Source organism: Streptomyces sp. NPDC047525 (assembly GCF_040643025.1).
Taxonomy (GTDB): domain Bacteria; phylum Actinomycetota; class Actinomycetes; order Streptomycetales; family Streptomycetaceae; genus Streptomyces; species Streptomyces durmitorensis.
Genome location: NZ_JBEYTL010000022.1, coordinates 71,173 through 93,175, shown reverse-complemented (window position 1 = coordinate 93,175; position 22,003 = coordinate 71,173). Strand labels below are relative to the sequence as shown.

The following is a 22,003-nucleotide window of genomic DNA, read 5'->3' as shown; positions in this document are numbered from 1 at the left end:
ATGAGCGCAAGGGGAGAGCGGATGCCGGACGGACTGGATCGTGACGAGCAGGCGACGGGCGGGCGCGGGGGCGGGCCGCACGCCGGTGCAGGCGACCTGCTCCACCTGGTGCGCAGCGGGCGGGCCACCACGCGCGGCGCCCTGCAGCAGGTCACCGGTCTTTCCCGCGCCACGGTCGGCCAGCGCCTCGACCGGCTCTTCCGCGCGGGCTGGCTGCGGGAGGGTGCGGGAGGCGCCCCGGACAAGGCGGGCTCACCGCTCGGCGGGCGCCCGGCCGTCCGCCTGGAGTTCGACGACGCCCACGCGGTCGTCCTCGCCGCCGACCTGGAGACGCGGCACGCCCGCACCGCCCTGCTCGGCCTCACCGGCGAGATCGTCGCCGAGCACGCGGGCCCCCTGGCGATCGAGGAGGGCCCGGATGCGGTCATCGGCGAGCTGGGCGTCCGCTTCGCCGAGTTGCTGCGCAAGGCCGACCGCGCCCCGGAGTCCGTCTGCGGCATCGGGCTCGCGGTGCCGGGGCCCGTGGACAGCGAGACGGGCCGCGTCGTCCAGCCGCCGATCATGCCCGGCTGGGACGGTTACGACATAAGAGGCCGCCTGCGCCGCGCCTTCGCCGAGCAGACGGGCGGCCCCGCCGGCATCCCGGTCCTGGTGGACAACGACGCGAACCTCATGGCGTACGGCGAACAGCGCGCCTCGTACCCCCAGTGCTCGGCCTTCGCCCTGGTCAAGGTCTCCACCGGCATCGGCGCGGGCGTCGTGGTCGACGGCGCGGTCTACCGAGGCATCGACGGCGGCGCGGGGGACATCGGCCACATCAGGGTGCCGGAGGGCGCGGAGGCCCTGTGCAAGTGCGGTTCCTACGGCTGTCTTGCCGCCGTGGCCAGCGGCCGTGCGGTGGCCCGTCGGCTGACGGACGCGGGCGTCCCCGCGGCGTCGGGGGCGGATGTGCGGCGGCTCCTGGAGGCGGGGAACCCCGACGCGATGGGCTTCGCGCGCGAGGCGGGGCGGCACGTCGGCGAGGTCCTCGCCACCGTCGTCACGCTCCTGAATCCGGGCGTTCTCATGATCGCCGGAGATCTGGCCGGAACACCTTTCCTGACCGGGGTGCGCGAACTGCTCTATCAGCGGGCCCTGCCCCGCTCCACCGCTCATCTGGAGGTCGTCACCTCGCGCCTCGGCGAGCGCGCGGCCCTCATGGGTGCGGGAACGCTCGTGGTGGAGCACTTGTACGCGCCCAGGCGGGCGGAGGAGCGGCTTGCCGCGCTCGGCGTGTGACAGGCGTGCGACCGTCTCGTCGCACGTCCGGATGCTGACATCCGGCCGCTTCAAACGGCGTGATTCTCGCCACCCCTGATAGGGCTTGCGCTCAGATGAGCGGATCGAGAGCGACTGCACTTCTCCAAGGGGTGGCACTCAGTGCCACTGCTCGATCATTCATGAGGTGAACTCACATCTGAGTATGGGCCGCTCATTCGAGCGAATCAGCGGGTCTACGGGGGTTGTGTCTTCAAGAGTTGAACGAATGGCCTGGCGTCGAGCTACCGCCGAGTTACTTTCGATCTACTGGCGGACGGGTGGTTACAGCCGTATGACGCACAAGTGGACGTACCCAGGCGCCTTCGATCTGGGTATGTTCCTCGCCGTCAGGGCAGCCACCGAGTCCTCGAGGAGTCGAGACCCGTGTCGGAAAACAAAGATCCCCACGTAGCGCAGAGCGATGCGGCCGTGAAGTTCGTCTACGACTTCACCGAGGGCAACAGGGACCTCAAGGACCTTCTCGGCGGGAAGGGCGCGAACCTCGCCGAGATGACCAACCTCGGGCTGCCCGTCCCTCCGGGCTTCACGATCACCACAGAGGCCTGCAAGACCTACCTCGCCAGCGGCGAGGAGCCGGTCGAGCTGCGCGACGAGGTCAGTGCGCACCTCGACGCCCTCGAGCAGAAGATGGGCAAGAAGCTCGGTCAGGCCAATGACCCGCTGCTCGTCTCCGTCCGCTCGGGCGCCAAGTTCTCGATGCCCGGGATGATGGACACCGTCCTGAACATCGGGCTCTCCGACAAGTCGGTGACGGGCCTGGCCAAGCAGTCCGGCGACGACCGCTTCGCGTGGGACTCCTACCGCCGCCTCATCCAGATGTTCGGCAAGACCGTCATGGACGTCGACGGCGAGCTCTTCGAGGACGCCCTGGAGGCCGCCAAGGCCGCCAAGAAGGTCACGGTCGACACCGACCTGGAGGCCGCGGACCTGAAGAAGCTGGTCACCAAGTTCAAGAAGATCGTCAAGACCGAGGCCGGGCGCGACTTCCCGCAGGACCCGCGCGAGCAGATGGACCTCGCGATCCGCTCGGTCTTCGAGTCCTGGAACACCGACCGCGCCAAGCTCTACCGCCGCCAGGAGCGCATCCCCGGCGACCTGGGCACCGCGGTCAACATCTGCTCGATGGTCTTCGGCAACCTCGGCCCGGACTCCGGCACGGGCGTCGCGTTCACCCGCGACCCGGCCAGCGGCCACCAGGGCGTGTACGGCGACTACCTGCAGAACGCGCAGGGCGAGGACGTGGTGGCGGGCATCCGCAACACCGTCCCGCTCGCCGAGCTTGAGCAGATCGACAAGAAGTCGTACGACCAGCTCATGCAGATCATGGAGACCCTTGAGACGCACTACAAGGACCTCTGTGACATCGAGTTCACCATCGAGCGCGGCCAGCTGTGGATGCTGCAGACCCGCGTCGGCAAGCGCACCGCCGGTGCCGCCTTCCGCATCGCGACGCAGCTCGTCGACCAGGGCCTGATCGACGAGGCCGAGGCGCTGCAGCGCGTCAACGGCGCCCAGCTCGCCCAGCTGATGTTCCCGCGCTTCGACGAGGACGCGAAGGTGACGCAGCTCGGCCGTGGCATCGCCGCGTCACCCGGTGCCGCGGTCGGCAAGGCGGTCTTCGACTCGTACACCGCCATCAAGTGGTCGCGTTCCGGCGAGAAGGTCATTCTCATCCGCCGTGAGACCAACCCCGACGACCTCGACGGCATGATCGCCTGCGAGGGCATCCTCACCTCCCGCGGCGGCAAGACCTCGCACGCCGCCGTCGTCGCCCGCGGCATGGGCAAGACCTGTGTCTGCGGCGCCGAGGACCTGGAGGTCGACACCAAGCGGCGCCGCATGACCGTGGGCGGCACCGTCGTCGAGGAGGGCGACGTCGTCTCCATCGACGGCTCGACGGGCAAGGTCTACCTGGGCGAGGTGCCCGTGGTCCCCTCGCCGGTCGTCGAGTACTTCGAGGGCCGGATGCACGCGGGCGCCGACGACGCCGACGAGCTGGTCGGCGCCGTGCACCGGATCATGGCGTACGCGGACCGGGTACGCCGCCTGCGGGTCCGCGCCAACGCCGACAACGCCGAGGACGCTCTCCGCGCCCGCCGCTTCGGCGCCCAGGGCATCGGCCTGTGCCGCACCGAGCACATGTTCCTCGGTGAGCGCCGCGAGATGGTCGAGCGCCTGATCCTCGCTGACGCGGACGAGGCACGCGAGGAGGCCCTGAAGGAGCTGCTGCCGCTCCAGAAGCGCGACTTCGTGGAGCTGTTCGAGGCGATGGACGGCCTCCCGGTGACGGTGCGTCTGCTCGACCCGCCGCTGCACGAGTTCCTCCCGGACATCACGGAGCTCTCCGTCCGGGTGGCCCTCGCCGAGTCCCGCAAGGACTCCAACGAGAACGACCTGCGCCTCCTCCAGGCCGTGCACCGCCTGCACGAGCAGAACCCGATGCTGGGCCTGCGCGGCGTACGCCTCGGCCTGGTCATCCCCGGCCTGTTCACCATGCAGGTACGGGCGATCGCCGAGGCCGCGGCCGAGCGCAAGAACGCCAAGGGCGACCCGCGCGCGGAGATCATGATTCCGCTCGTCGGCACCGTCCAGGAGCTGGAGATCGTCCGCGAGGAGGCCGAGCAGGTCATCGCTGAGGTCGAGGCGACGACCGGCGTGGCCCTGAAGCTGGCGCTCGGCACCATGATCGAGCTGCCGCGTGCCGCCCTCACGGCGGACCAGATCGCGGAGGCCGCGGAGTTCTTCTCCTTCGGCACGAACGACCTCACGCAGACGGTCTGGGGCTTCTCGCGGGACGACGTGGAGGCGAGCTTCTTCACGGCGTACCTGGAGAAGGGCATCTTCGGGGTCTCCCCCTTCGAGACCATCGACAAGGACGGCGTCGGCAAGCTGGTCAAGGACGCCGTCAAGGCCGGCCGTGCCACCCGCCCCGACCTGAAGCTCGGCGTCTGCGGCGAGCACGGCGGCGACCCGGAGTCCGTCCACTTCTTCCACGAGGTGGGCCTGGACTACGTCTCCTGCTCCCCGTTCCGTATCCCGGTGGCCCGCCTTGAGGCAGGCCGCGCGGCATCCGAGTCGGCGGGCAGCGACCACCGGTAGGTCTCCGGGCCACCGGTAGAACTCCGGGGCCGACGCCGTGTCCCCGACCCTCACCGATGCGGCATCGGCTCCGGTTCACCAAGAAGGGGCAGTTCCCTGTGCGGGGGAGCTGCCCCTTCGGTCATCGTCGGGGGAGCCTGCCGACGGCCGCTACCGGCTCATTCCGTCCTCAGCTCGCGGCTTCCGGCCCGGTTCTTCGCGATGTTGCGTGTCTTCTTGGTGCGGGCCGACTCGGCGACCACGGCGAGTACCGCCGGCGACCTCGACCACGCGGCGAGGTGGCGCTGCATCCAGTCCGTGACCTCCGCCAGCTCGGCCGGTGTCGGCACGTGACCGTCCTCGACGGACAGGTGGAGCAGCCAGTCGTCGACGCGGCGGCGGATGAACTCGCGGAACGCCTCCACCTTGAGCCGGTCGATCTCCGGTAGTAGTTCGTCCGACCACTGCCGGAACTCGGCAGGACCGGTCACCTTGCCCGCGATCTCGTCCACGAGGGCGACCACCGCCGTCTTGGCCCCCGACTCGTCGGGGTCACGCAGGATCGTGGCCACGATCGCGCGGTCCCGGTCGCGGCTCCGCGAGGAAGCGATCACCGAGAGGACGCGTAGGTACACGGACGTTCGGACGTGATCGTCCGCGACAGCCTCGTCGACGTCCACGTCGATGATGCCGGTCTCCGCCAGCAACTCGGCCACATCGGAATGCAATGTCATCGCTTCTTCCCTACTCGCAGGGTTTCTTGCCGGCCTCGGCGGCCTCGCGCTGCTCCACCGCTGGTCGCTGCTCGCTGGCAAGCTCCGGTTGGTAGAGATTCGTTCTCGCTCACCTGTCACATCCTCGCGCTGCGGTCCGTCAACGCAGTGACTGACGTCAACCGGCCCGCGCGACAAGCGCGCAGGCCGCCCGCGATGTGGAGGAGACGACGATGGAAACACGTTCGATCACGGCGGAGATCCCGATGGTTCCGCGCATGCCCGAGGACCCCGCGGAGCTCGTCCCCGAGCTGGCGGAGGTGTCGGCGGCGCTGTTCAGGGTGACCGGCAACGGTTCGGTACCGCGCTCCACGATCAGCCTGGTCCAGCTGCGTGCTGGTCAGATCGTCGGCAGCACCTACCTGACCGTTCTGCACACGGGCTTCCTGCGCAAGGCCGGGGAGTCGGAGGAGCGGATCACGTCGGTGGCGTCCTGGCAGGATTCGCCGTACTTCACCGGTGCCGAGCGTGCCGCGCTGGCACTGGTGGAAGCCGCGCTTCAGCCGTCCGCGAGCGGCGAGAGGGTCTCCGATGAGCTGTATGCGCAGGCAGTCGCCCACTATGAGGGCAAGGCGCTCGCCACGCTGATGTTCGCGATCGGCCAGGTCAACTTCTTCATTCCCGTGGCGCTCATCGCCAAGCCGGTGCCCGGACGGTCGTTCACTGATCCGTGGGCATGAGACCGACCGCGTAAGGCGCGATCGTCCCGCTAGGGCGTGGCCGCCGGATCCGCCGGATCCGCGGAGAGATCGAGGGTGAACGCCACCCGGTCGAGTCCGGGACCGTCGTAGTCCGGCTTCACGGCCGAGGCCTCGAAACCGAGCCGAGCGTGAAACGCCTGCGACGCGGCGTTCTCCGGGCTGGTGATGCAGTGCACGTAACGCCGCCCATGGGACTGGGCGAGCGCGAAGAAGGCCCGGTAGAGGGTGCTCCCGATGCCTTGGCCATGCAGTGCCGGGTCGACGCCGACGAAGTGCACATAGGCGGTGTCGGGCAGGGTCGGCGACAGGAAGCCGACCAGGAAGGCGGCCACCTCTCCACCGTCGCGTTCGACCAGGAAACTGGTGGTGGTGAAGTGCTGGAAGTACAGCCGGGGCAGAAGCAGCGCCCGTTCCGTCGACCCTGCCTTCCCTTTCAGACCGCCCCACCAATTGTCCAGTACGGCGAGCACCCGGAGATGGTCTTCGCCGGCAAGGTGCCGAGCCGTCAGGCCGGCGGGAAGGTCATCGATCATCTGTTCAGTCTGTCAGGGGTGGCCGCGCTTGTCGTGTGTGCGTTGTGGGGCTGGAAGTCGGCTGTTCATGGGGACCACGGAGCCGCCCTTCAGCTGGGCGCGCAGCTCGTCGATCTCCTGTTGCATCGACTGCAGTCGCTGATGGGTCTCGAAGAGGTAGCGAACCTTGGTCCGCAGGGTCAGCGGGTCGATGGGCTTCAGGACGACGTCGGCCACTCCGAGCAGAAAGGCCGTGGCGGCCAACTCGCGGCTGACGTCGTATCCGGTCAGCAGGACGATCGGGATGGAACGCGTCTGGTCCAGGCCGCGCATGTAGCGCGCGACGTCAAGGCCGCTGACGTCCGGCATGCGTAAGTCGAGCAGGACGAGCCCGATCTGCCCGCGCAGTATCTGCTTCAGGGCGTCGTCACCGCTGGTCGCACACGCCAGTGGGTAGTCGAGAGGGGCCAGTGCGCTCTCCAGGGCGAAGAGGGTGTCCTCATGGTCGTCGACGACGAGGATCTTGGAGTTCGACGGCATGGCTTCGCGCCCCCCTGCGTGGGTGAACCAGGCTATTCCTATGCCGAGTTGGAGAATCCGTCCAGCGTCTCGACGCCGATGTTCCGCCGCAGGTTCCTGTTGCCCGTCGACCCTTCAGGCCTGAGCCGTCATCCCTCCGCCGCCTTCGCGTACTCCTGTGCCATGCCGCCCGCGAAGTCGTACACGACGACCTGCTCGTCACCCACGACCCAGGCGTCATGTCCGGGCGAGCACACGAACACATCGCCCGGCCCCACTTCGGACTCGGCGCCGTCGTCCATGCGGATGTGCATCCGTCCCTCGGCGATGTAGCCGTTGTGGTGGATCTGGCAGCTCTCGGTCCCCGCGAGCGGGGCCACGGACTCGGACCAGCGCCAGCCGGGCTCGAAGGTGCCCACGGCGAAGTCCAGCCCTGAGAGATGGACGGCCTCGAGGTGACCGCGAGGGAAATCACGCCGTTCGTCCGGCTTCTCGACCGTCTTGACCTCGATCATGACGACTTCCTCCGTCCGGGCCATGCCCACGATCTCGGAGTCAGCAGTCGCCGCCGCGGGGTCCACGGCCGACGTCATCACCAGCCGACCCCTTCACTCCATCGTCTGCCCGTCGACCGGGGTGCGCCACTCGGAGGTCGGCATCGGCGGGTGATTCTGTTGATTCTCTTGTGAGGTTGGGGAGTCGAGTGGTGTAGTCCACTGCCATGACGAACCTCTCCCGTCGCACTCTCATCACCGCGACAGCTGTCGCGGGAGCCGCCGTCGCCCTGCCGTTGCGCCTGCCGTCGGCCGCTCAGGCGGCTGCCCAGGAAGCTGCCCATGCGGCCGCCCGCGGCAATCCCCGCCCCACCGTCATCCCTGCCCTCCAGGAGTGGGAAGGCGGCGACGGGGCGTATCGGCTCACCCAGGACTCGCGTGTCGTCGTCCCGGCCCGGGATGGTGAGCAACTGCTGCCTCTTGCGCGGCAGTTGAGCCGCGACATCGCCGATGTCACCGGAGTGACCATAGCCCCGCCCCGCACCACCCGGCGCTCCCGGCCCGCCCAGGGCGAGATCCTGCTGCGGCTCGACCCGGCGGCCCGGCACGGCAAGGGCGGCGCGCTCTACGTCCGCGAGGGGTACGAACTCGCCGTCACGCACGCGTCCGTGACCGTCGCCGCGCCCGCCTACAGCGGCGTCTACTACGGCACCCGTTCCCTCCTCCAGATCCTCCTCCACGACGAACAGCGCTCCCGCGTGCCCGCCGGCACCGCCCAGGACTGGCCCAACTACCGCCTGCGCGGCTTCATGCTGGACGTCGGGCGGCGCTTCTTCACGCCCGGGTTCGTGCGGGACTACCTCCGCATCATGGGGTGGTTCAAGCTCAACGATCTCCAGCTGCACCTCAACGACAACGAGATCAAGGCCCCGGACGGCGACTGGAGCAAGGCCTACGACGCCTTCCGGCTGCGGAGCGACGCCCCCGAGTGGGCGGGGCTCGCCGCACCCGACGGGTCGTACTCCCGTGCCGACTGGGACTCCTTCGAGGACACCGCCGCCCTGCACGCCGTCCAGCTCACCCCGGAGATCGACGCCCCGGCGCACTCGCGCTCCTTCGTGCGCTTCCGCCCCTCCCTCGGGCTCGACGGCGGCAACTCCGACCACCTCGACCTCGCCAAGCCCGAGATGACGGCCTTCATGAAGGAGGTCTTCGAGGAGTTCGTGCCGTGGTTCCGCAGCCCCGAAGTGCACTACGGGGCCGACGAGTACACCGGACCCGAGGCCCAGTACCGCGCCTACTTCAACGACATGGCCGCCCACGTGCGCTCGCTCGGCAAGCATCCGCGCGCCTGGGGCAGCCTGACCGAGATGGCCGGTTCGGCCGAGGGGTACGACCGGGACGTGACCGTCCACAGCTGGAACAACGGCTGGTACGGGCCGCAGGCCGCCAAGGCCGACGGGTACGAGATTGTCAACACGAACGACGGGCTGCTGTACGTCGTCCCGTTCGCCGACTACTACCACGGGCACGGGCTCGACGGCCGGTACCTGTACGACAGTTGGGAGCCGCACATCTTCCCGGGGAAGGAGAGCCTCGCTCCCGGCGACCCCGCCCTGCGCGGCGCGATGTCCGCCGTCTGGAACGACCTCGTCCACGCCACGTACACCCAGCAGGACGTCCACGGGCTCATCGAGACGACGTACGGCACGCTCGCCCAGAAGATGTGGAGCGGTGCCGGACAGGGGCTGGAGTACGGGGAGTTCACCGCGCTGCTGCGGCGCGGCTCGCTGGGGCCCGGCCTGACGACGGTCACCCCCACCCTGGCCGAGCCCGACCAGCTCGCCTTCGGCGCCCCCGCCACCGCGTCCTCCGGCGCGCACGCCTCGTACGCATCCGACGGCAACCCCGTCACCGCCTGGACCAGCGGCCTCGAACGGGGCGGTCCCTGGCTGCGGGTCGACCTCGGGGAGGTGCGGGATGTGGCGCGGGTGCGGCTCGACTGGGGGCGTGAGCACGGGCGTTCGTACGACATCGAGGTGTCGGAGGGCGGGGATGCGGGCTGGCGGAAGGTCGCGTCCCGACGCGGAGGCACCCAACCGGGCTGGGACGAGCTGGAGTTCAGTACCGCGAAGGCGCGGTACGTGCGGGTGCGCGGGCGGGAGAGCGAGCGCGTTCGGTGGACGCTGTGGTCGGTGCAGGTCTTCGACGCCCCTGATCTGGCGCGGGGGAGGAAGGCGACGGCCTCGTCCGCGGAGACCGCGTCACTGGGTCCCGAGAACGCCGTCGACGGGGATCCGGCCACGCGGTGGGCCTCGAAGTACACCGACGGCGAGTGGCTCGCCGTCGATCTGGGGGAGGTGCGCACGGTGCGGCGCGTGCTCCTCGACTGGGAGGCCGCGGCAGGCCGGGACTATGACCTTCAGGTCTCGGAGGACGGGGGTTCCTCCGCGTGGCGGACTGTTGTTGAGCGGCGGGGGCGGGCGACGGCGGGCGTCGACTCCATCGATGTGGGAGGAGTGACCGCGCGGTACGTGCGCATGCAAGGGCTGAAGCGGCAGACGACGTACGGGTATTCGCTCCACCGGTTCGAGGTGCGGGCGTAACCGTCCTCAGCCGCCGGACGGGCCGGAACGCTCCAGCAGCGACTTGAGCTCGGTCAGGCGCTCCCGCCAGAACACCTTGTACGCCGCCACCTCCGCCGCGTCCCGCAGCTTCTCGTGGCCGACGCCCACCGCCGTCTTCTCCGGGCCCTTGACCGTGAGGGTCACGGAGATGCGGGTGGTGGCGCCGGTCGCGTCCTTGAAGTCGGCCGTCACCGACTTCGCGGGACGGTGCGTGCGCAGGGTGAAGTCGACGCCGGGGAGCCAGCGGCGGCGTACGTCGTCGTCCGCGAAGGCCTCGATGACCCGCGCCGCCGTGGCCTCGATCGTCTTGCTGCCGCTGGTCCGCCAGGCGCCCGTACTGCTCTGGCCGACCTCGCGCAGACCGTGCTCCTGTTCGTAGCCGACGGCCACGGACTGGGCGTACCAGCCGTCGACGGCGTGGTCCTCGCGGACGTGGCGGGCGATCTCCGTGTGGTTCCGGGACACGGCACCCCAGGCGTCGAGCACCGCGAACCACTGAGGCCAGTCCTTGCCCGTCGCCTCGCGCAGCGCCTCGTCCGACAGCTTCTCGGTGATCCTCTTGCCCGTACTTGTGCCGTTCCCGCTCATGGCGCCGACGCTAGGACCGGCTCCGCCCCGCCGCAAGGCGGAACCGCAGGCGGCAGATGACCGCGTCCGTGTCCCGGCGTACGGCGTGTGCGAGGACCGAGCCGCGCTGGTTCTGGAGCAGGCGCTGCCAGACGTGGGCGGGCTCCACCTCGGGGATCAGGACGGTGACGCGGGTGGTGGGGTGGTGCGTGTAGATCCTCCGCACGTACTCCGACACCGGGCGCCCGACCGTACGCGTCAGCGAGGGCAGCTCCACCAGGTCGACGCCCGGGTTCCACAGCTCCCAGTCGCGGCGCAGGGCCTCCGAGGCGCGCCGGTCGTCGGCGTCCTGGTGGGTGACCGTCACCGCGCGGACCTCGTCGCCGAGGGAGACGGCCGCGTTCAGGGCCTCGCAGGTCAGGCGGGACAGGTTCGACACCGGGACGATCACCAGGGAGTGGTCGCGGTGCGGGGGCTCCGGGACGCGGCCGAGGCCCAGGTCGTCGCCGATGCGGCGGTAGGCGCGGTGCACGGCCTCGAAGCAGAGCACGATCGCGGGCAGCGCGAGCACGATCAGCCAGGCGCCCTCGGTGAACTTGGTGGCCGTGACGACCACCGCCGAGACGCCGGTCAGCAGCGCGCCGAAGCCGTTGAGGAGTGCCTTCGCGGGTCTGCCCGCCGCGCGCCAGTGGAGCACCATCCCCGTCTGGCAGAGCGTGAAGCCGACGAAGACACCGATCGCGAAGAGCGGCACGAGCGTGTTGGTGTCGCCGCCGGAGAAGACGAGCAGCGCGGCCGATACGGCGGCGAGCGCGAGGACGCCGTGCCGGTGGACCTGGCGGTCGGCCTTCAGGGCGAAGACGTGGGGCAGGTAGTTGTCCCGGGCCAGCAGGCTCATGAGGACGGGCAGGCCGCCGAAGGAGGTGTTCGCGGAGAGGGCGAGGAGAATCATCGTCGCGAACTGCACCACGTAGAAAGCCCAGTTGTGGCCGAGTGAGGCGTCCGCGAGCTGGGCAAGGACGGTGACGCCCTCGACCGGCTGGAGCCCGAAGCGGGAGATCAGCACGGACAGGCCGATCAGCATCACACCCAGCAGCGCGCCGAGCGCGACCTCCGCGTGCTGGGCGCGCCTGACCCGCGGGGCACGGAAGGACGGCACGGCGTTGGCGATGGCCTCGACGCCGGTGAGGGCGGAGCAGCCGGACGCGAACGCCTTCAGGAGGAGCAGCGCGCCGACGGTCGTGGCGTTGGAGGCGAGGACCGACGCGTGGCCATCGGCGGCGGCCGTGCTGACCGGCCCCTCGCGGAACAGACCGACCGCGATCATCGTGAGGATCGCGCCGACGAACACCGCGGTCGGGGCGATGAAGACGCGCGCCGAGTCGACGATGCCGCGCAGATTGACGGCCGTGACGAGGACGAGGACGGCCAGGCACATCCACACCCGGTAGCCGTACAGCTCAGGGAAGGCGGAGGTGAGCGCCGCGACGCCCGCGGTGACGGCGACGGCGACGTTCAGGACGTAGTCGAGGACGAGCGAGGCCGCCGCGACCAGGCCCGCCCTGCGGCCCAGGTGGGTCTTGGCGGCGGCGTAACTGCCGCCGCCGTCGGGGAAGGCGGCGATGACCTGGCGGTAGGAGGCGACGAGCACGGCGAGCAGCGCGGCGATTCCCAGGGTCACCGGCAGCGTGAACCCGAGCCCGTGGCCGCCGGCCGCCGCGAGGACCAGGACGATGGCCTCGGGGCCGTAGGCGACCGAGGCCATCGCGTCGAGGGAGAGTGCGGCGAGGCCCTGCACGGCGGTGAGCCGGTGGCGGTCCTCGGGGTGTGCCGCGCCCTCGGTGTCCGGGGGTTCCTCGACGGCGACGTCGCTGAGGCTGTCCGGGGTCTCGGAGACGGTGGTCATGGGTGGGCCCCTCCAGGCGGGTTCGTTCGCTTGAGCGATGCCCAGCGTGGGTGTGCCCCGGACCGGCCGCGGGCCCTTTTGGCGGCTCCTTGGCGCGTGGGGTGCGGATCTTCACGCGTCTTTGACGTGGGGCGTCAGCGGTACGTCAACGCTGCTGACTCCGCGGCGAGTCCGTCCTACGGTGCCGCACATGCGACCTGACAGGGGTGATGGTGACGTGCTGTGGGGCGGGGGCGTACGACGACGCGGGGGAGGGGGCGTGGGCGTGGACGGTGTCGTGTCCGACCGGCGCTGGGCGGCGGATGTGCGGGCCGCCGTGTTCTGCGCTCTCGCGCTCTTCGCGCTGGTCGTTCTGATCGACCTGGCCAACGGCACGTTGGACGTGCTGCGGGGCGGGCTGTGGGCGGGGCTTTCGGGGCTGCTCTATCTGATCCTGCATCCGGTGCGGGTGACGGTGGGCCCGGGGTGGCTCGCCGTGCGGGGGCTGCTGCGGCAGCGGCACGTCTGTACGGGGCTGTTGACCGCCGTGCGGTACAGCGAGGGGGTCGCGGCGCGGCTTGTGCTGTGTGACTCGCTCGGGAACCGGGTGGAGGTGGATTCCCAGGTGCTTGTGGAGAATCCGCTGTTGGTGCATCGGCTGGAGGCGGGGGTGCGGGATGCGCGGGAGCGGGGGCTGCTGCGGACCGGCTCTGAGGTCCTTGGGCGGCTCTCGGCTCGGCTTGACGGGGATGTGGCCAAGGGGGTCTTTGAGGTGTCGGGGCTGCGGTAGGGAAGGGCTGTTCCTGCGGGACCTTGGTCGCTGCTGATCACCGGCTGCGCCGAGTTCGTCCTCACACGCCGGACGGGCTGGATGGCTCCGGCCACCGCACCCCCGTCAGCCCCTCCGAAGCCGCCCAAAGCCGTTCCGCCGCCCCGTCGTTCAGCGTCCACTTCGCCCGCCACGACTTTCCCGGCGCCCCCTGCCACCCCAGAACCCGCGGCCCGGTGAACGAGTCAGGCCGGACGCCCCGCGCCGTCGCCGCGTGGAGCGACGGCAGTGCGCCCGCCGTCGCGGGCTGGGCCAGGACGCGGTTGCCCAGCCACATCACACGCTCGGCGAACTTGCGGCCCTCCATCCTGGGCCCCGCAGCCTGGAGATTCGTCTCCGCGTAGCCGGGGTGCGCCGCGGCGGCCACGACGTCGGAGCCGCCGGCCGCCAGGCGCCGCGCCAGTTCGTGGGTGAACAGGAGGTTCGCCGTCTTGGAACGGCCGTAGGCGATCCAACGCCGGTAGTTCCGCTCGCTGTTGAGGTCCCCCATGTCGATGTTCGACAGGGCGTGGAACGCGCTGGACACCGTCACGATCCGGGCCCCCGGCGTCCGCAGGAGCCGGGGCAGCAGCAGACCGGTGAGCGCGAAGTGGCCCAGGTGGTTGACGCCGAACTGCGACTCGAAGCCGTCCGCCGTCTGCCGGTAGGGCAGCGCCATCACGCCCGCGTTGTTGATGAGGAGATCGAGACCGCCCCCTGGCTCCGCACGGTCGTACGACGCCACGAACGACCGCACCGAGCCCAGATCCCCGAGGTCGAGCCGACCGAACTCCGCTTGCGCCGAAGGGACTTCGGAGCGCAGCAGCTCAAGCGCCCGCGTCCCCCGCTCCTCGCTGCGGCAGGCGAGGACCACGCGTGCGCCACGGCGGGCGAGTTCGCGTGCGGTGACATAGCCGATGCCGCTGTTGGCGCCGGTGACCACGGCGGTGCGGCCGCTCTGGTCGGGGATGTCGCTCGCGTTCCAGCCCGTCATGACACAGCTCCCTCTGGTTGGGCGCACGCCTGTTCCTCATCGAGTCCTGCTCGATCTCTGCTCGATTTCTACTCGAGAGTAGGGGGTGCGGTCCCTGGGGAGGGAGTCAGGCCGCGACGCCCCCGTCGATCACCAGGTCCGCGCCGACCACCGACGCCGATTCGTCCGACGCGAGGTAGAGCACGGCGGCCGCGACCTCCGACGTCGTCGAGACCCGGCCCAGCGGCGTCGAGGTCTTCATGCGCTCCGTGCGCTCGGCCGGGCTCTCGCCCTGGCGCAGCGACATGCTGGTGTCGGAGGAGCCGGGGCTCACGGCGTTGATCCGTATCCCCTCCCCGATGTACTCGGCGGCGGCGCCCTTGGTCAGCGCGGAGACCGCCGCCTTGGTGGTGCCGTAGCCGATGGTGCCCGGAAGGCTGATGTGGGCGCCGAGCGTGGAGGAGATGTTGACGATGGCCCCGCCGCCGGGCTGCGTGCGCATCTGCCGCACCTCGGCCTGGAGGGCGAGCAGTACGCCGGTGACGTTGATGTCCAGCATCGTGCGCCACTCCTCCTCGGGCAGCTCCGCGACCGGCTGCCCGGCGCGCAGGACGCCCGCGTTGTTGACGGCCACGTCCAGGGAGCCGAACCGCTCGACGGTGGCGGCGACGAGCGTCGCGAGGTCGGCGGAGCGCGAGACGTCGGCGGTGACGGCGAGCGCGCTGCCGCCGGCGTCCTCGATGAGCCCCACGGTCTCCTTGAGCGGGCCTTCGGTGCGCCCGGCGACGACGACGTTCGCGCCCTCCGCGGCGAAGGCGAGCGCCATGGCACGGCCGAGGCCGGAGCCGCCGCCGGTGACGAGGGCCGTGCGGCCGGCGAAACGGGTGCGCGGTGCTGAAGTCATGACAGAGCTCTTTTCTTGAACGATCGGTTCAGTATGAGGGCATGAAAAAGGACCAAGGGATGGAGCGAAGAGAACAGCGAGGGGCGCGAGCCCCGCGGCGGGGCCGGGAGCCTCAGTCGAGCAGGCTCAGTGCCTGCTCCGTCGCGTCCCGCACCCGCGCCGGGTCCTTCGACGCCTTGCCGACCACGCGCAGTCCCTGCATCAAGGTCAGGAGCATGCGCGCGAGTGCGAGCGGATCACGGCCTTCCGGGAGCTCGCCCTGGGCCTGGGCGCGGACGAGTGCGGAGTGCAGCAGCGTCTCCATGTGCTGCCAGTTGCGCTCGACGCAACGGGCGGCCGACTCGTCGTGGGGGCCCAGTTCGGCCGCCGTATTGGTGATGAAGCAGCCGTTCAGGCGCCCCTCCTCGGAGGAGGACTCGCCTCCGAAGCGGCGCACCACCGCGCGGACGGCGGGCAGCGCCGGGCCCGGCTGGGAGAGCTCGGCGAGCAGGCGCGGGTTCTGGGACTCGGCGTACCGCTCCAGCGCCTTCAGGTACAGCTCGTGCTTGTTGCCGAACGTCGCGTAGATGCTGGCCCGTCCGATGCCGAGAGCCTCGACGAGGTCCGCCATCGACGTCGCCTCGTAGCCGCGCCGCCAGAACAGCTCTAGGGCCGACTGGAGCGCGGCGTCCGGATCGAATTCCTTGGTCCTGGCCACGAGGAGAGATTAAGCAATACTGGAACGGTCGGTCAAGTAGCGACTCAGGTCAGGCCCGGTAGCGACTCGGTCAGGCGAGGCGGACCGTGTGCGTCTCCACGGTCACCGAGTCGTCGTCCAGGCACCGCCCCGTCTCCAGGTCGAAGCGCTGCTTCAGGAGCGGGGAGGCGACGAACGGCCGGCCGGCCGCCGCGCCGAGCAGGCCGCGCGAGAGCACCGCGGCGCCCGTGAACGGGTCGCGGTTGTCGATCGCGTACGCGCGGCCCGTGCGGTCGATGAAGAGCGCGGCCTGGCGGCCGTCGGGGAGCAGCGCGGCGATGCCGCGTCCCGGCTGGAGGTGCGCGCGGTCGCAGACCTCGAACCAGTCGTCCTTCAGGCGGAGTTGAATGCTCATCGGGATGCAGCACCTTCCAGGTCGCGGGGGCGGGAGCCGATGGTGAGGAGGGGCAGGTCCGGCTTGATCTGGTCCCGCTCCGGGACGAAGCTCACGGTCGGGTCGGGGACGTCCGGCGCGTTCACGAAGGACACGAACCGGGCCAGACGCTCGGGGTCGTTGATGGTCTCGGACCACTCGTCGCGGTAGTGCGCGACGTGGTCGGCCATCAGGGCCTCCAGCTCGGCGCAGAGACCGAGCGAGTCGTGGACCACCACATCGCGTACGTGGTCGAGGCCGCCCTCGATCCGCTCCAGCCAGGTCGATGTGCGCTCCAGGCGGTCGGCCGTACGGATGTAGAACATCAGGAACCGGTCGATGAGGCGCACCAGTTCGGCGTCGGACAGGTCCTGCGCGAGCAGGTCCGCGTGGCGCGGGGTCGCGCCGCCGTTGCCGCCCACGTACAGGTTCCAGCCGCTGGATGTGGCGATCACGCCGAAGTCCTTGGACTGGGCCTCCGCGCACTCGCGGGCGCAGCCGGAGACGGCCGACTTCAGCTTGTGCGGGGAGCGCAGGCCCCGGTAGCGCAGCTCCAGGTCGATCGCCATCCGGACCGAGTCCTGGACGCCGTAGCGGCACCAGGTCTGCCCGACGCACGACTTCACCGTCCGCAGCGACTTCCCGTACGCGTGACCCGACTCGAAGCCCGCGTCCACCAACCGGGTCCAGATCAGCGGCAGTTGCTCGACGCGCGCGCCGAACATGTCGATGCGCTGGCCGCCGGTGATCTTCGTGTAGAGCCCGAAGTCCCGTGCCACCTCGCCGATCACGATCAGCTTGTCCGGGGTGATCTCGCCGCCGGGGATGCGCGGCACGACCGAATAGGAGCCGTTCTTCTGGAGGTTGGCGAGGAAGTGGTCGTTCGTGTCCTGGAGGGAGGCCTGCTCGCCTTCGAGCACGTACCCGTCGGCGCCGATCGTCGGGGCCAGCGAGGCGATGATCGAACCGACCGTCGGCTTGCAGGTCTCGCAGCCCTCGGTGCCGCGGGCGGACTCGCGGCCGTGGGAGTCCAGGAGCTGCCGGTAGGAGGTGATCCCCAGGGTGTGGACGATCTCGTACAGCTCCTGGCGGGTCTGGCCGAAGCAGCCGCATAGCCCCTTGTCGACCTCGACGCCCGACGCCTCCAGCTCGTCGTTGACCAGCTGGCCGAGCACCTTCACACAACTGCCGCAGCCCGTACCGGCCTTGGTGCACTTCTTGACCTCGGGCACGGTGGTGCAGCTGTGCTCGGTGACGGCACCGCGGATCGAGCCCTTGGTGACGTTGTGGCAGGAGCAGATGACCGCGGAGTCCGGCAGCGAGGACGGGCCGATCGACACCGGGCCGCCCGCGCCCGCGGGAAGCACCAGCTGCTCCGGAGAGACCGGCGGCACGCTCCCGGTCATCGGCCGCAGCACGCCGTACGCCTCCGCGTCACCGACCAGGACGCCGCCGAGCAGCTCGCCGCCCGCGCCGATGACCAGCTTCTTGTACGTTCCCGAGCGCGAGTCGGAGTAGACGACGTCCAGGCAGTCCGGGGTCGCGCCGTGCGCGTCGCCGAAGGAGGCGACGTCCACGCCCAGGAGCTTCAGCTTGGTCGACATGTCGGCGCCGGTGAAGCTCGACTCCTCCGTGGCGATCGCGGCGGCCACGGTCTCGGCCATGTCATAGCCGGGCGCGACGAGCCCGTACACCCGGCCGTCCGAGGCCTGCGCGCACTCGCCGATCGCGTACACGGCCGGGTCGCTGGTGCGGCACTGCTCGTCGACGGTGATGCCGCCGCGCTCGCCCACCGGAAGGCCGCTCTCGCGGGCGAGTTGGTCGCGGGGCCGGACACCCGCCGAGAACACCACCAGATCGGTGGCGAGTTCGCTCCCGTCCGACAGCTTCATCCCGCTGACGGCACCGTCCGTGCCGACGATCTCCTGGGTGCCGACGCCCGTGTGCACGGTCAGGCCCATGCCGGTGATGGTGCGCAGGAGCGCCGCGCCGCCGCCCTCGTCGACCTGCACCGGCATCAGCCGCGGCGCGAACTCGACCACGTGCGTGGCGAGTCCGAGCCCGCGCAGCGCACCTGCCGCCTCGAGCCCGAGCAGCCCGCCGCCGACGACGGCGCCGGTCGTGGCGTACGTCTTCGCGTACTCCTCGATGGCGAGCAGGTCCTCGATCGTGCGGTAGACGAAACACCCGGTGGTGTCCTTGCCGGGCACCGGCGGCACGAAGGGGAAGGAGCCGGTGGCCAGGACGAGGGTGTTGTAGGCGAAGGTCTGCCCGGAGCGCGCGGTGACGGTCTTCGCGTCACGGTCGACGGTCTCGGCGGGATCACCCACGTACAGCTCGATCCCGTGCTCCCGGATGAACTCCGGGTCCGTGAGGGAGAGTTCGTCGGGCGTGCGGCCCGAGAAGTACGAGGTGAGCTGTACGCGGTCGTAGGCGGGCCGGGGCTCCTCGCACAGGACGACCACGCGGTGCGTGGCGGTGAGGCCGCGTGCGGCGAGGGCTTCGAGGAAGCGCTGGCCGACCATGCCGTGCCCGACGAGCACGATGGTGTTGTCGCGCGCGCTGTGGCGGGGGGTGTCCGTGGGCATCTCAGAGGCCTCCGTCGTGGGTGAGCAGGTGGAGCAGGGGGCTGCCGTCGTCGGGCAGCAGGTCGTCGGCCTCCCAGGCGCGGGCGAGCGCGCCGACGGCGGTGAGCTCGCCGAGCAGCACGCCGCCGACGAGCCGGTCGCCGCGCACGACGACCTTGCGGTACGTGCCACGGGTGGCGTCCGCGAGCTGGACGACGTCGTCGTCGGGCCGGTGCTCGGGGTCGCCGAAGGCCGCCAGGTCCAGGGGAGCGGAGCCGGGGTTTCCGTTGTGCAGGGTGAGTCGGGTGAGGGCGCGGGTGCCGGAATAGGGGCGCGCGTCCTGCGGGGAGATCAAGGAATCCGCCAGCGCATCGGCCTGTTCGAGCGCGGGCGCCGCGAGGCAGCGGGCCTCGCCGGAGTGCTCGGCGCAGTCGCCGATGGCCCGGATGTACGGGTCGGAGGTGCGCAGCTCGTCGTCGACGACGATGCCGCGGCGTACGTCGATGCCCGCGGCCTGCGCGAGTCCCGTGCGGGGGCGTACGCCACAGGCGAGAACGGTGAGGTCGGTGCCCAGGACGTACCCGTCGGCGAGCTCCACCGAGCGGATGGCGCCGTCGGCCTGCCGCACCCCGCGCACCCGGCACTCGGTGTGCACCTCGACGCCGAGCTCGGTGAGATGCCGGTGGACCAGCGCGCTGGCGGCCGGGTCGAGCTGGCGCTCCATGAGCCGGTCGCCCTGCTGGGTGAGGACGACCTGGGCGCCGCGGACGGCGAGCGCGCGGGCGGCGGAGACACCGAGCAGTCCGCCGCCGATGACGACGACGCGGGTGCCTGGCCGTACGGCATCCGACAGGGCGAGGCAGTCGTCCATGGTCCGAAAGGCGTGCACGCCACGCGGCAGGTCTGCGGCACCGGGCTCGAAGAGACCGCGCAGGGGCGGTAGCACGGGGTTGGAGCCGGTCGCGAGGACGAGGGTGCCGTACGGGACGACGCTGCCGTCAGCGCAGTGCACGATCCGGTCGGCGCGGTCCACGCGGACGGCGCGGGTGCGGAGGAACTCGCCGGGTACGGGAGGCAGGCCGATGACCTCGGGGCCGAGCCGCCCGGAGAGTACGTCGGCGAGGAGCACGCGGTTGTACGGCGCGTGCGGCTCCTCTCCGATGAGTACGGCGCCGGCAGCGCCCCTTTCCCCGAGCCGCTGGGCGAGCCGGACACCGGCGAGGCCGCTGCCGATCACCACCACGGGTGAGGGCGAGCTCTGGGAGCTCGGGAGGCTCGGCGGGCCCGGCAGGCTCGGCAGGCTCGGGGGCGAAGAGGTCATGTACGGCAGAGTGCGGGGGCGGTGTTACCCGGCCGCATCCTGACTGTTTCCCGGCGGGAACGCTGCCCTCAGCGGGCGCCGGGGCGGTGTGTGAGGGTGCCCCCCCGCATCCGCCTCTGGCCGAACAGGGCCTTCCCGCCCACCCGCCCGTTCACCCCGCATCCGACCCTGCACGAACAAGCTTTCCCGCCCACCCGCCCGATTGCCCGATTGCCCCGCGGTGCCAAAGGCGGGTGGCGTGCGGGTGGGGCACCCCCGCCCGGACTTAACCCCCGTTGAGCCGATCCTCAAGCCCACCTTAAGGATCAGCATCAACCCCCTGACCAGCTACTTCTGCCCTCGCCCCGCGCCTAGTCTGCGGCGGTGACCACCGAGGTAGCCGACTCCCGACTTGCCGCGTACCCCGCCCTCTCCGCATACCTGCGTCAGACGGAGGGGCCGGACGTTCCGCCGATGCCAGAGGTGCCCCCGCGGGTCGCCGGACGCATACGCGGGCGGCGGCCCCGCGCCGCCACCCCCGTCCCCCCGATCCGCGTCACCCCCACCACCCTGCACGCCGGAATCCTCGCCACGGCCCTCGCCGTCACCGCGCTCTGGGCCGTGCAGGCCGAACCCTCGGCCCGGCTCGACGTGCTCTTCGCGACCGGCGCCCACCTCACCGGACTGCTCGCCGGGTACGGCGTTCTCGTCATGCTCTTCCTGATGGCCCGCGTCCCCGCGGTCGAGCACGGCGTGGGCGCCGACCGGCTCGCGCGGCTGCACGCCCTCGGCGGCCGCTACGTCCTCACCCTGTGCCTGGGCCACGCCCTGCTCGCCCTGTGCGGATACGCCGCCCACGCCGACACCGACCTCCTCAGCGCCACCCTCGACCTGCTCGGTTACCCGGGGCTCGCCCTCGCCGTCGTCGGCACCTCCCTGCTCATGGCCGTCGGCGTCACGTCGGCCCGCGCGATGCGGCGCCGCGTCCCGCACGAGACATGGCGGGCGGTGCATCTGCTGACCTACCTCGCCGCGGCGCTCGCCTTCGTGCACCAGCTCGCGGGGCCGGACGTGGCGGGCAGCATCCTGACGGTCTGGCTGTGGTCGATGCTGCACGCCACGGTGGCGGTCCTGCTCGTCTGGTACCGCGTCGTCGTGCCCGTGCGGCAGGCGCTCAAGCACAGCCTGCGCGTCATCGACGTACGCGATGAAGGGCCCGGTGTCGTGTCGGTCGTGATGCAGGGCATCGGCCTCGACGAGCTGCGGGCCGAACCCGGACAGTTCTTCCGCTGGCGCTTCCTGCGGCGCAGGCTCTGGCGCACCGCGCTGCCGTTCTCCCTGTCCGCGCCCGTGCGCGACGACACCCTGCGGATCACCGTGAAGGCCATCGGCGACCACACACGCCGGATGCGGCGCCTGAAGCCGGGGACGCGCGTGCTCGCCACAGGCCCCTTCGGGGCGCTCACCGCTCATCGCCGTACGAAGAGGAAGGTGCTGCTGCTCGCGGGCGGGGTCGGGATCACCCCGATGCGAGCGCTGTTCGAGACGCTGCCGGGCGGACCGGGGGACATCACCCTGCTCTACCGGGCAGGCAGCGCCGAGCAGCTCGTGCTGCGCGAGGAGCTGGAGGAGATCGCCCGGAGCAGGGGAGCGGGGCTGCACTATCTGCTCGGACGGTCCGACGCCTCCTTCGACCCGCTCGCCCCGCAGGCCCTGCGCAACCTCATCCCCGACCTCGCCGAGCACGACGTGTACCTGTGCGGGCCGCCCGGGATGGCCGCCTCCGCCACCGCCGCGCTCGTACGGGCCGGGGTGCCCGACGAGCGCATCCACGCCGAGTGCTTCACCTTCTGAGAGGGCTTCAGG

At 70.9% G+C, this 22,003-nt stretch carries 18 protein-coding genes; 6 read left to right on the top strand and 12 right to left on the bottom strand.

Annotated elements, in window-relative coordinates; all coding sequences use genetic code 11:
- Nucleotides 1–21: 21 nt before the first annotated feature.
- Together ABZ833_RS40080 and ppdK are read left to right on the top strand one after the other, a co-directional pair.
- Nucleotides 22–1,278 carry an ROK family protein gene (locus ABZ833_RS40080; RefSeq protein WP_361058032.1) on the top strand — a complete coding sequence of 419 codons (1,257 nt, stop codon included), beginning with the start codon at nt 22–24 and terminating at the stop codon, nt 1,276–1,278.
- A gap of 405 nt (nt 1,279–1,683) precedes the next feature.
- Nucleotides 1,684–4,419, top strand: coding sequence for a pyruvate, phosphate dikinase (gene ppdK / locus ABZ833_RS40075; RefSeq protein WP_361057931.1), 2,736 nt, complete (start codon nt 1,684–1,686; stop codon nt 4,417–4,419).
- A 158-nt stretch (nt 4,420–4,577) separates the two neighbouring features.
- Here the strand turns inward: ppdK and ABZ833_RS40070 are convergent, their stop codons facing one another.
- Nucleotides 4,578–5,132 carry a hypothetical protein gene (locus ABZ833_RS40070; protein WP_361057929.1) on the bottom strand — a complete coding sequence of 185 codons (555 nt, stop codon included), beginning with the start codon at nt 5,130–5,132 and terminating at the stop codon, nt 4,578–4,580.
- Nucleotides 5,133–5,344: 212 nt separating this feature from the next.
- On the opposite strand from ABZ833_RS40070, the gene ABZ833_RS40065 reads away from it, so the two are divergent.
- On the top strand, nt 5,345–5,851 hold the full coding sequence (locus ABZ833_RS40065; protein ID WP_361057927.1) for a carboxymuconolactone decarboxylase family protein: 507 nt from the start codon (nt 5,345–5,347) through the stop codon (nt 5,849–5,851).
- A gap of 29 nt (nt 5,852–5,880) precedes the next feature.
- Here the strand turns inward: ABZ833_RS40065 and ABZ833_RS40060 are convergent, their stop codons facing one another.
- From ABZ833_RS40060 to ABZ833_RS40050, 3 genes are all read right to left on the bottom strand, one after another.
- The gene (locus tag ABZ833_RS40060) at nt 5,881–6,405 is read right to left on the bottom strand and encodes a GNAT family N-acetyltransferase (protein ID WP_361057925.1); all 525 of its coding nucleotides are present in this window, start codon (nt 6,403–6,405) and stop codon (nt 5,881–5,883) included.
- Between the two features lie 12 nt (nt 6,406–6,417).
- On the bottom strand, nt 6,418–6,924 hold the full coding sequence (locus ABZ833_RS40055) for a response regulator (RefSeq protein WP_249590041.1): 507 nt from the start codon (nt 6,922–6,924) through the stop codon (nt 6,418–6,420).
- Nucleotides 6,925–7,052: 128 nt separating this feature from the next.
- Nucleotides 7,053–7,418, bottom strand: coding sequence for a cupin domain-containing protein (locus ABZ833_RS40050; RefSeq protein WP_361058030.1), 366 nt, complete (start codon nt 7,416–7,418; stop codon nt 7,053–7,055).
- 206 nt (nt 7,419–7,624) lie between these two features.
- Here ABZ833_RS40050 and ABZ833_RS40045 point away from each other — a divergent pair, with 206 nt between their 5' ends.
- Nucleotides 7,625–10,003, top strand: a complete 2,379-nt coding sequence (locus ABZ833_RS40045; protein WP_361057923.1) for a discoidin domain-containing protein — start codon at nt 7,625–7,627, stop codon at nt 10,001–10,003.
- Between the two features lie 6 nt (nt 10,004–10,009).
- Here ABZ833_RS40045 and ABZ833_RS40040 read toward each other — a convergent pair whose 3' ends face one another.
- Both ABZ833_RS40040 and ABZ833_RS40035 read right to left on the bottom strand, forming a co-directional pair.
- A complete protein-coding gene (locus ABZ833_RS40040; RefSeq protein WP_361057921.1) occupies nt 10,010–10,612 on the bottom strand; it encodes a hypothetical protein in 603 nt (200 codons plus the stop codon).
- Between the two features lie 10 nt (nt 10,613–10,622).
- Nucleotides 10,623–12,497 (bottom strand): APC family permease, encoded by a 1,875-nt coding sequence (locus ABZ833_RS40035; RefSeq protein ID WP_361057919.1) that lies wholly within the window; start codon nt 12,495–12,497, stop codon nt 10,623–10,625.
- A 190-nt stretch (nt 12,498–12,687) separates the two neighbouring features.
- Between ABZ833_RS40035 and ABZ833_RS40030 the strand changes: the two genes are divergently transcribed.
- Entirely contained in the window at nt 12,688–13,266 is a 579-nt protein-coding gene (locus tag ABZ833_RS40030) for a hypothetical protein (protein ID WP_361057917.1), read from the top strand.
- A gap of 61 nt (nt 13,267–13,327) precedes the next feature.
- On the opposite strand, the gene ABZ833_RS40025 is transcribed toward ABZ833_RS40030, so the two are convergent.
- The 6 genes from ABZ833_RS40025 to ABZ833_RS40000 form a co-directional block, all read right to left on the bottom strand.
- Complete coding sequence (locus ABZ833_RS40025) at nt 13,328–14,278, bottom strand: oxidoreductase (protein WP_361057915.1); 951 nt, start codon at nt 14,276–14,278, stop codon at nt 13,328–13,330.
- Between the two features lie 106 nt (nt 14,279–14,384).
- Nucleotides 14,385–15,161: an SDR family oxidoreductase gene (locus ABZ833_RS40020; protein ID WP_361057913.1), complete on the bottom strand. Its 777-nt coding sequence runs from the start codon at nt 15,159–15,161 to the stop codon at nt 14,385–14,387.
- Nucleotides 15,162–15,273: 112 nt separating this feature from the next.
- The gene (locus tag ABZ833_RS40015; RefSeq protein WP_361057911.1) at nt 15,274–15,858 is read right to left on the bottom strand and encodes a TetR/AcrR family transcriptional regulator; all 585 of its coding nucleotides are present in this window, start codon (nt 15,856–15,858) and stop codon (nt 15,274–15,276) included.
- Between the two features lie 70 nt (nt 15,859–15,928).
- Entirely contained in the window at nt 15,929–16,252 is a 324-nt protein-coding gene (nirD, locus tag ABZ833_RS40010) for a nitrite reductase small subunit NirD (protein WP_361057909.1), read from the bottom strand.
- Nucleotides 16,249–18,858, bottom strand: a complete 2,610-nt coding sequence (gene nirB, locus ABZ833_RS40005) for a nitrite reductase large subunit NirB (protein ID WP_361057907.1) — start codon at nt 18,856–18,858, stop codon at nt 16,249–16,251. Before nirB ends, nirD begins: the two co-directional genes overlap by 4 nt.
- Before the next feature lies 1 nt (nt 18,859).
- Nucleotides 18,860–20,080, bottom strand: a complete 1,221-nt coding sequence (locus ABZ833_RS40000; protein ID WP_361058028.1) for an FAD-dependent oxidoreductase — start codon at nt 20,078–20,080, stop codon at nt 18,860–18,862.
- 441 nt (nt 20,081–20,521) lie between these two features.
- On the opposite strand from ABZ833_RS40000, the gene ABZ833_RS39995 reads away from it, so the two are divergent.
- Complete coding sequence (locus ABZ833_RS39995) at nt 20,522–21,991, top strand: ferredoxin reductase family protein (RefSeq protein ID WP_361057905.1); 1,470 nt, start codon at nt 20,522–20,524, stop codon at nt 21,989–21,991.
- The last annotated feature ends 12 nt before the right edge of the window (nt 21,992–22,003 follow it).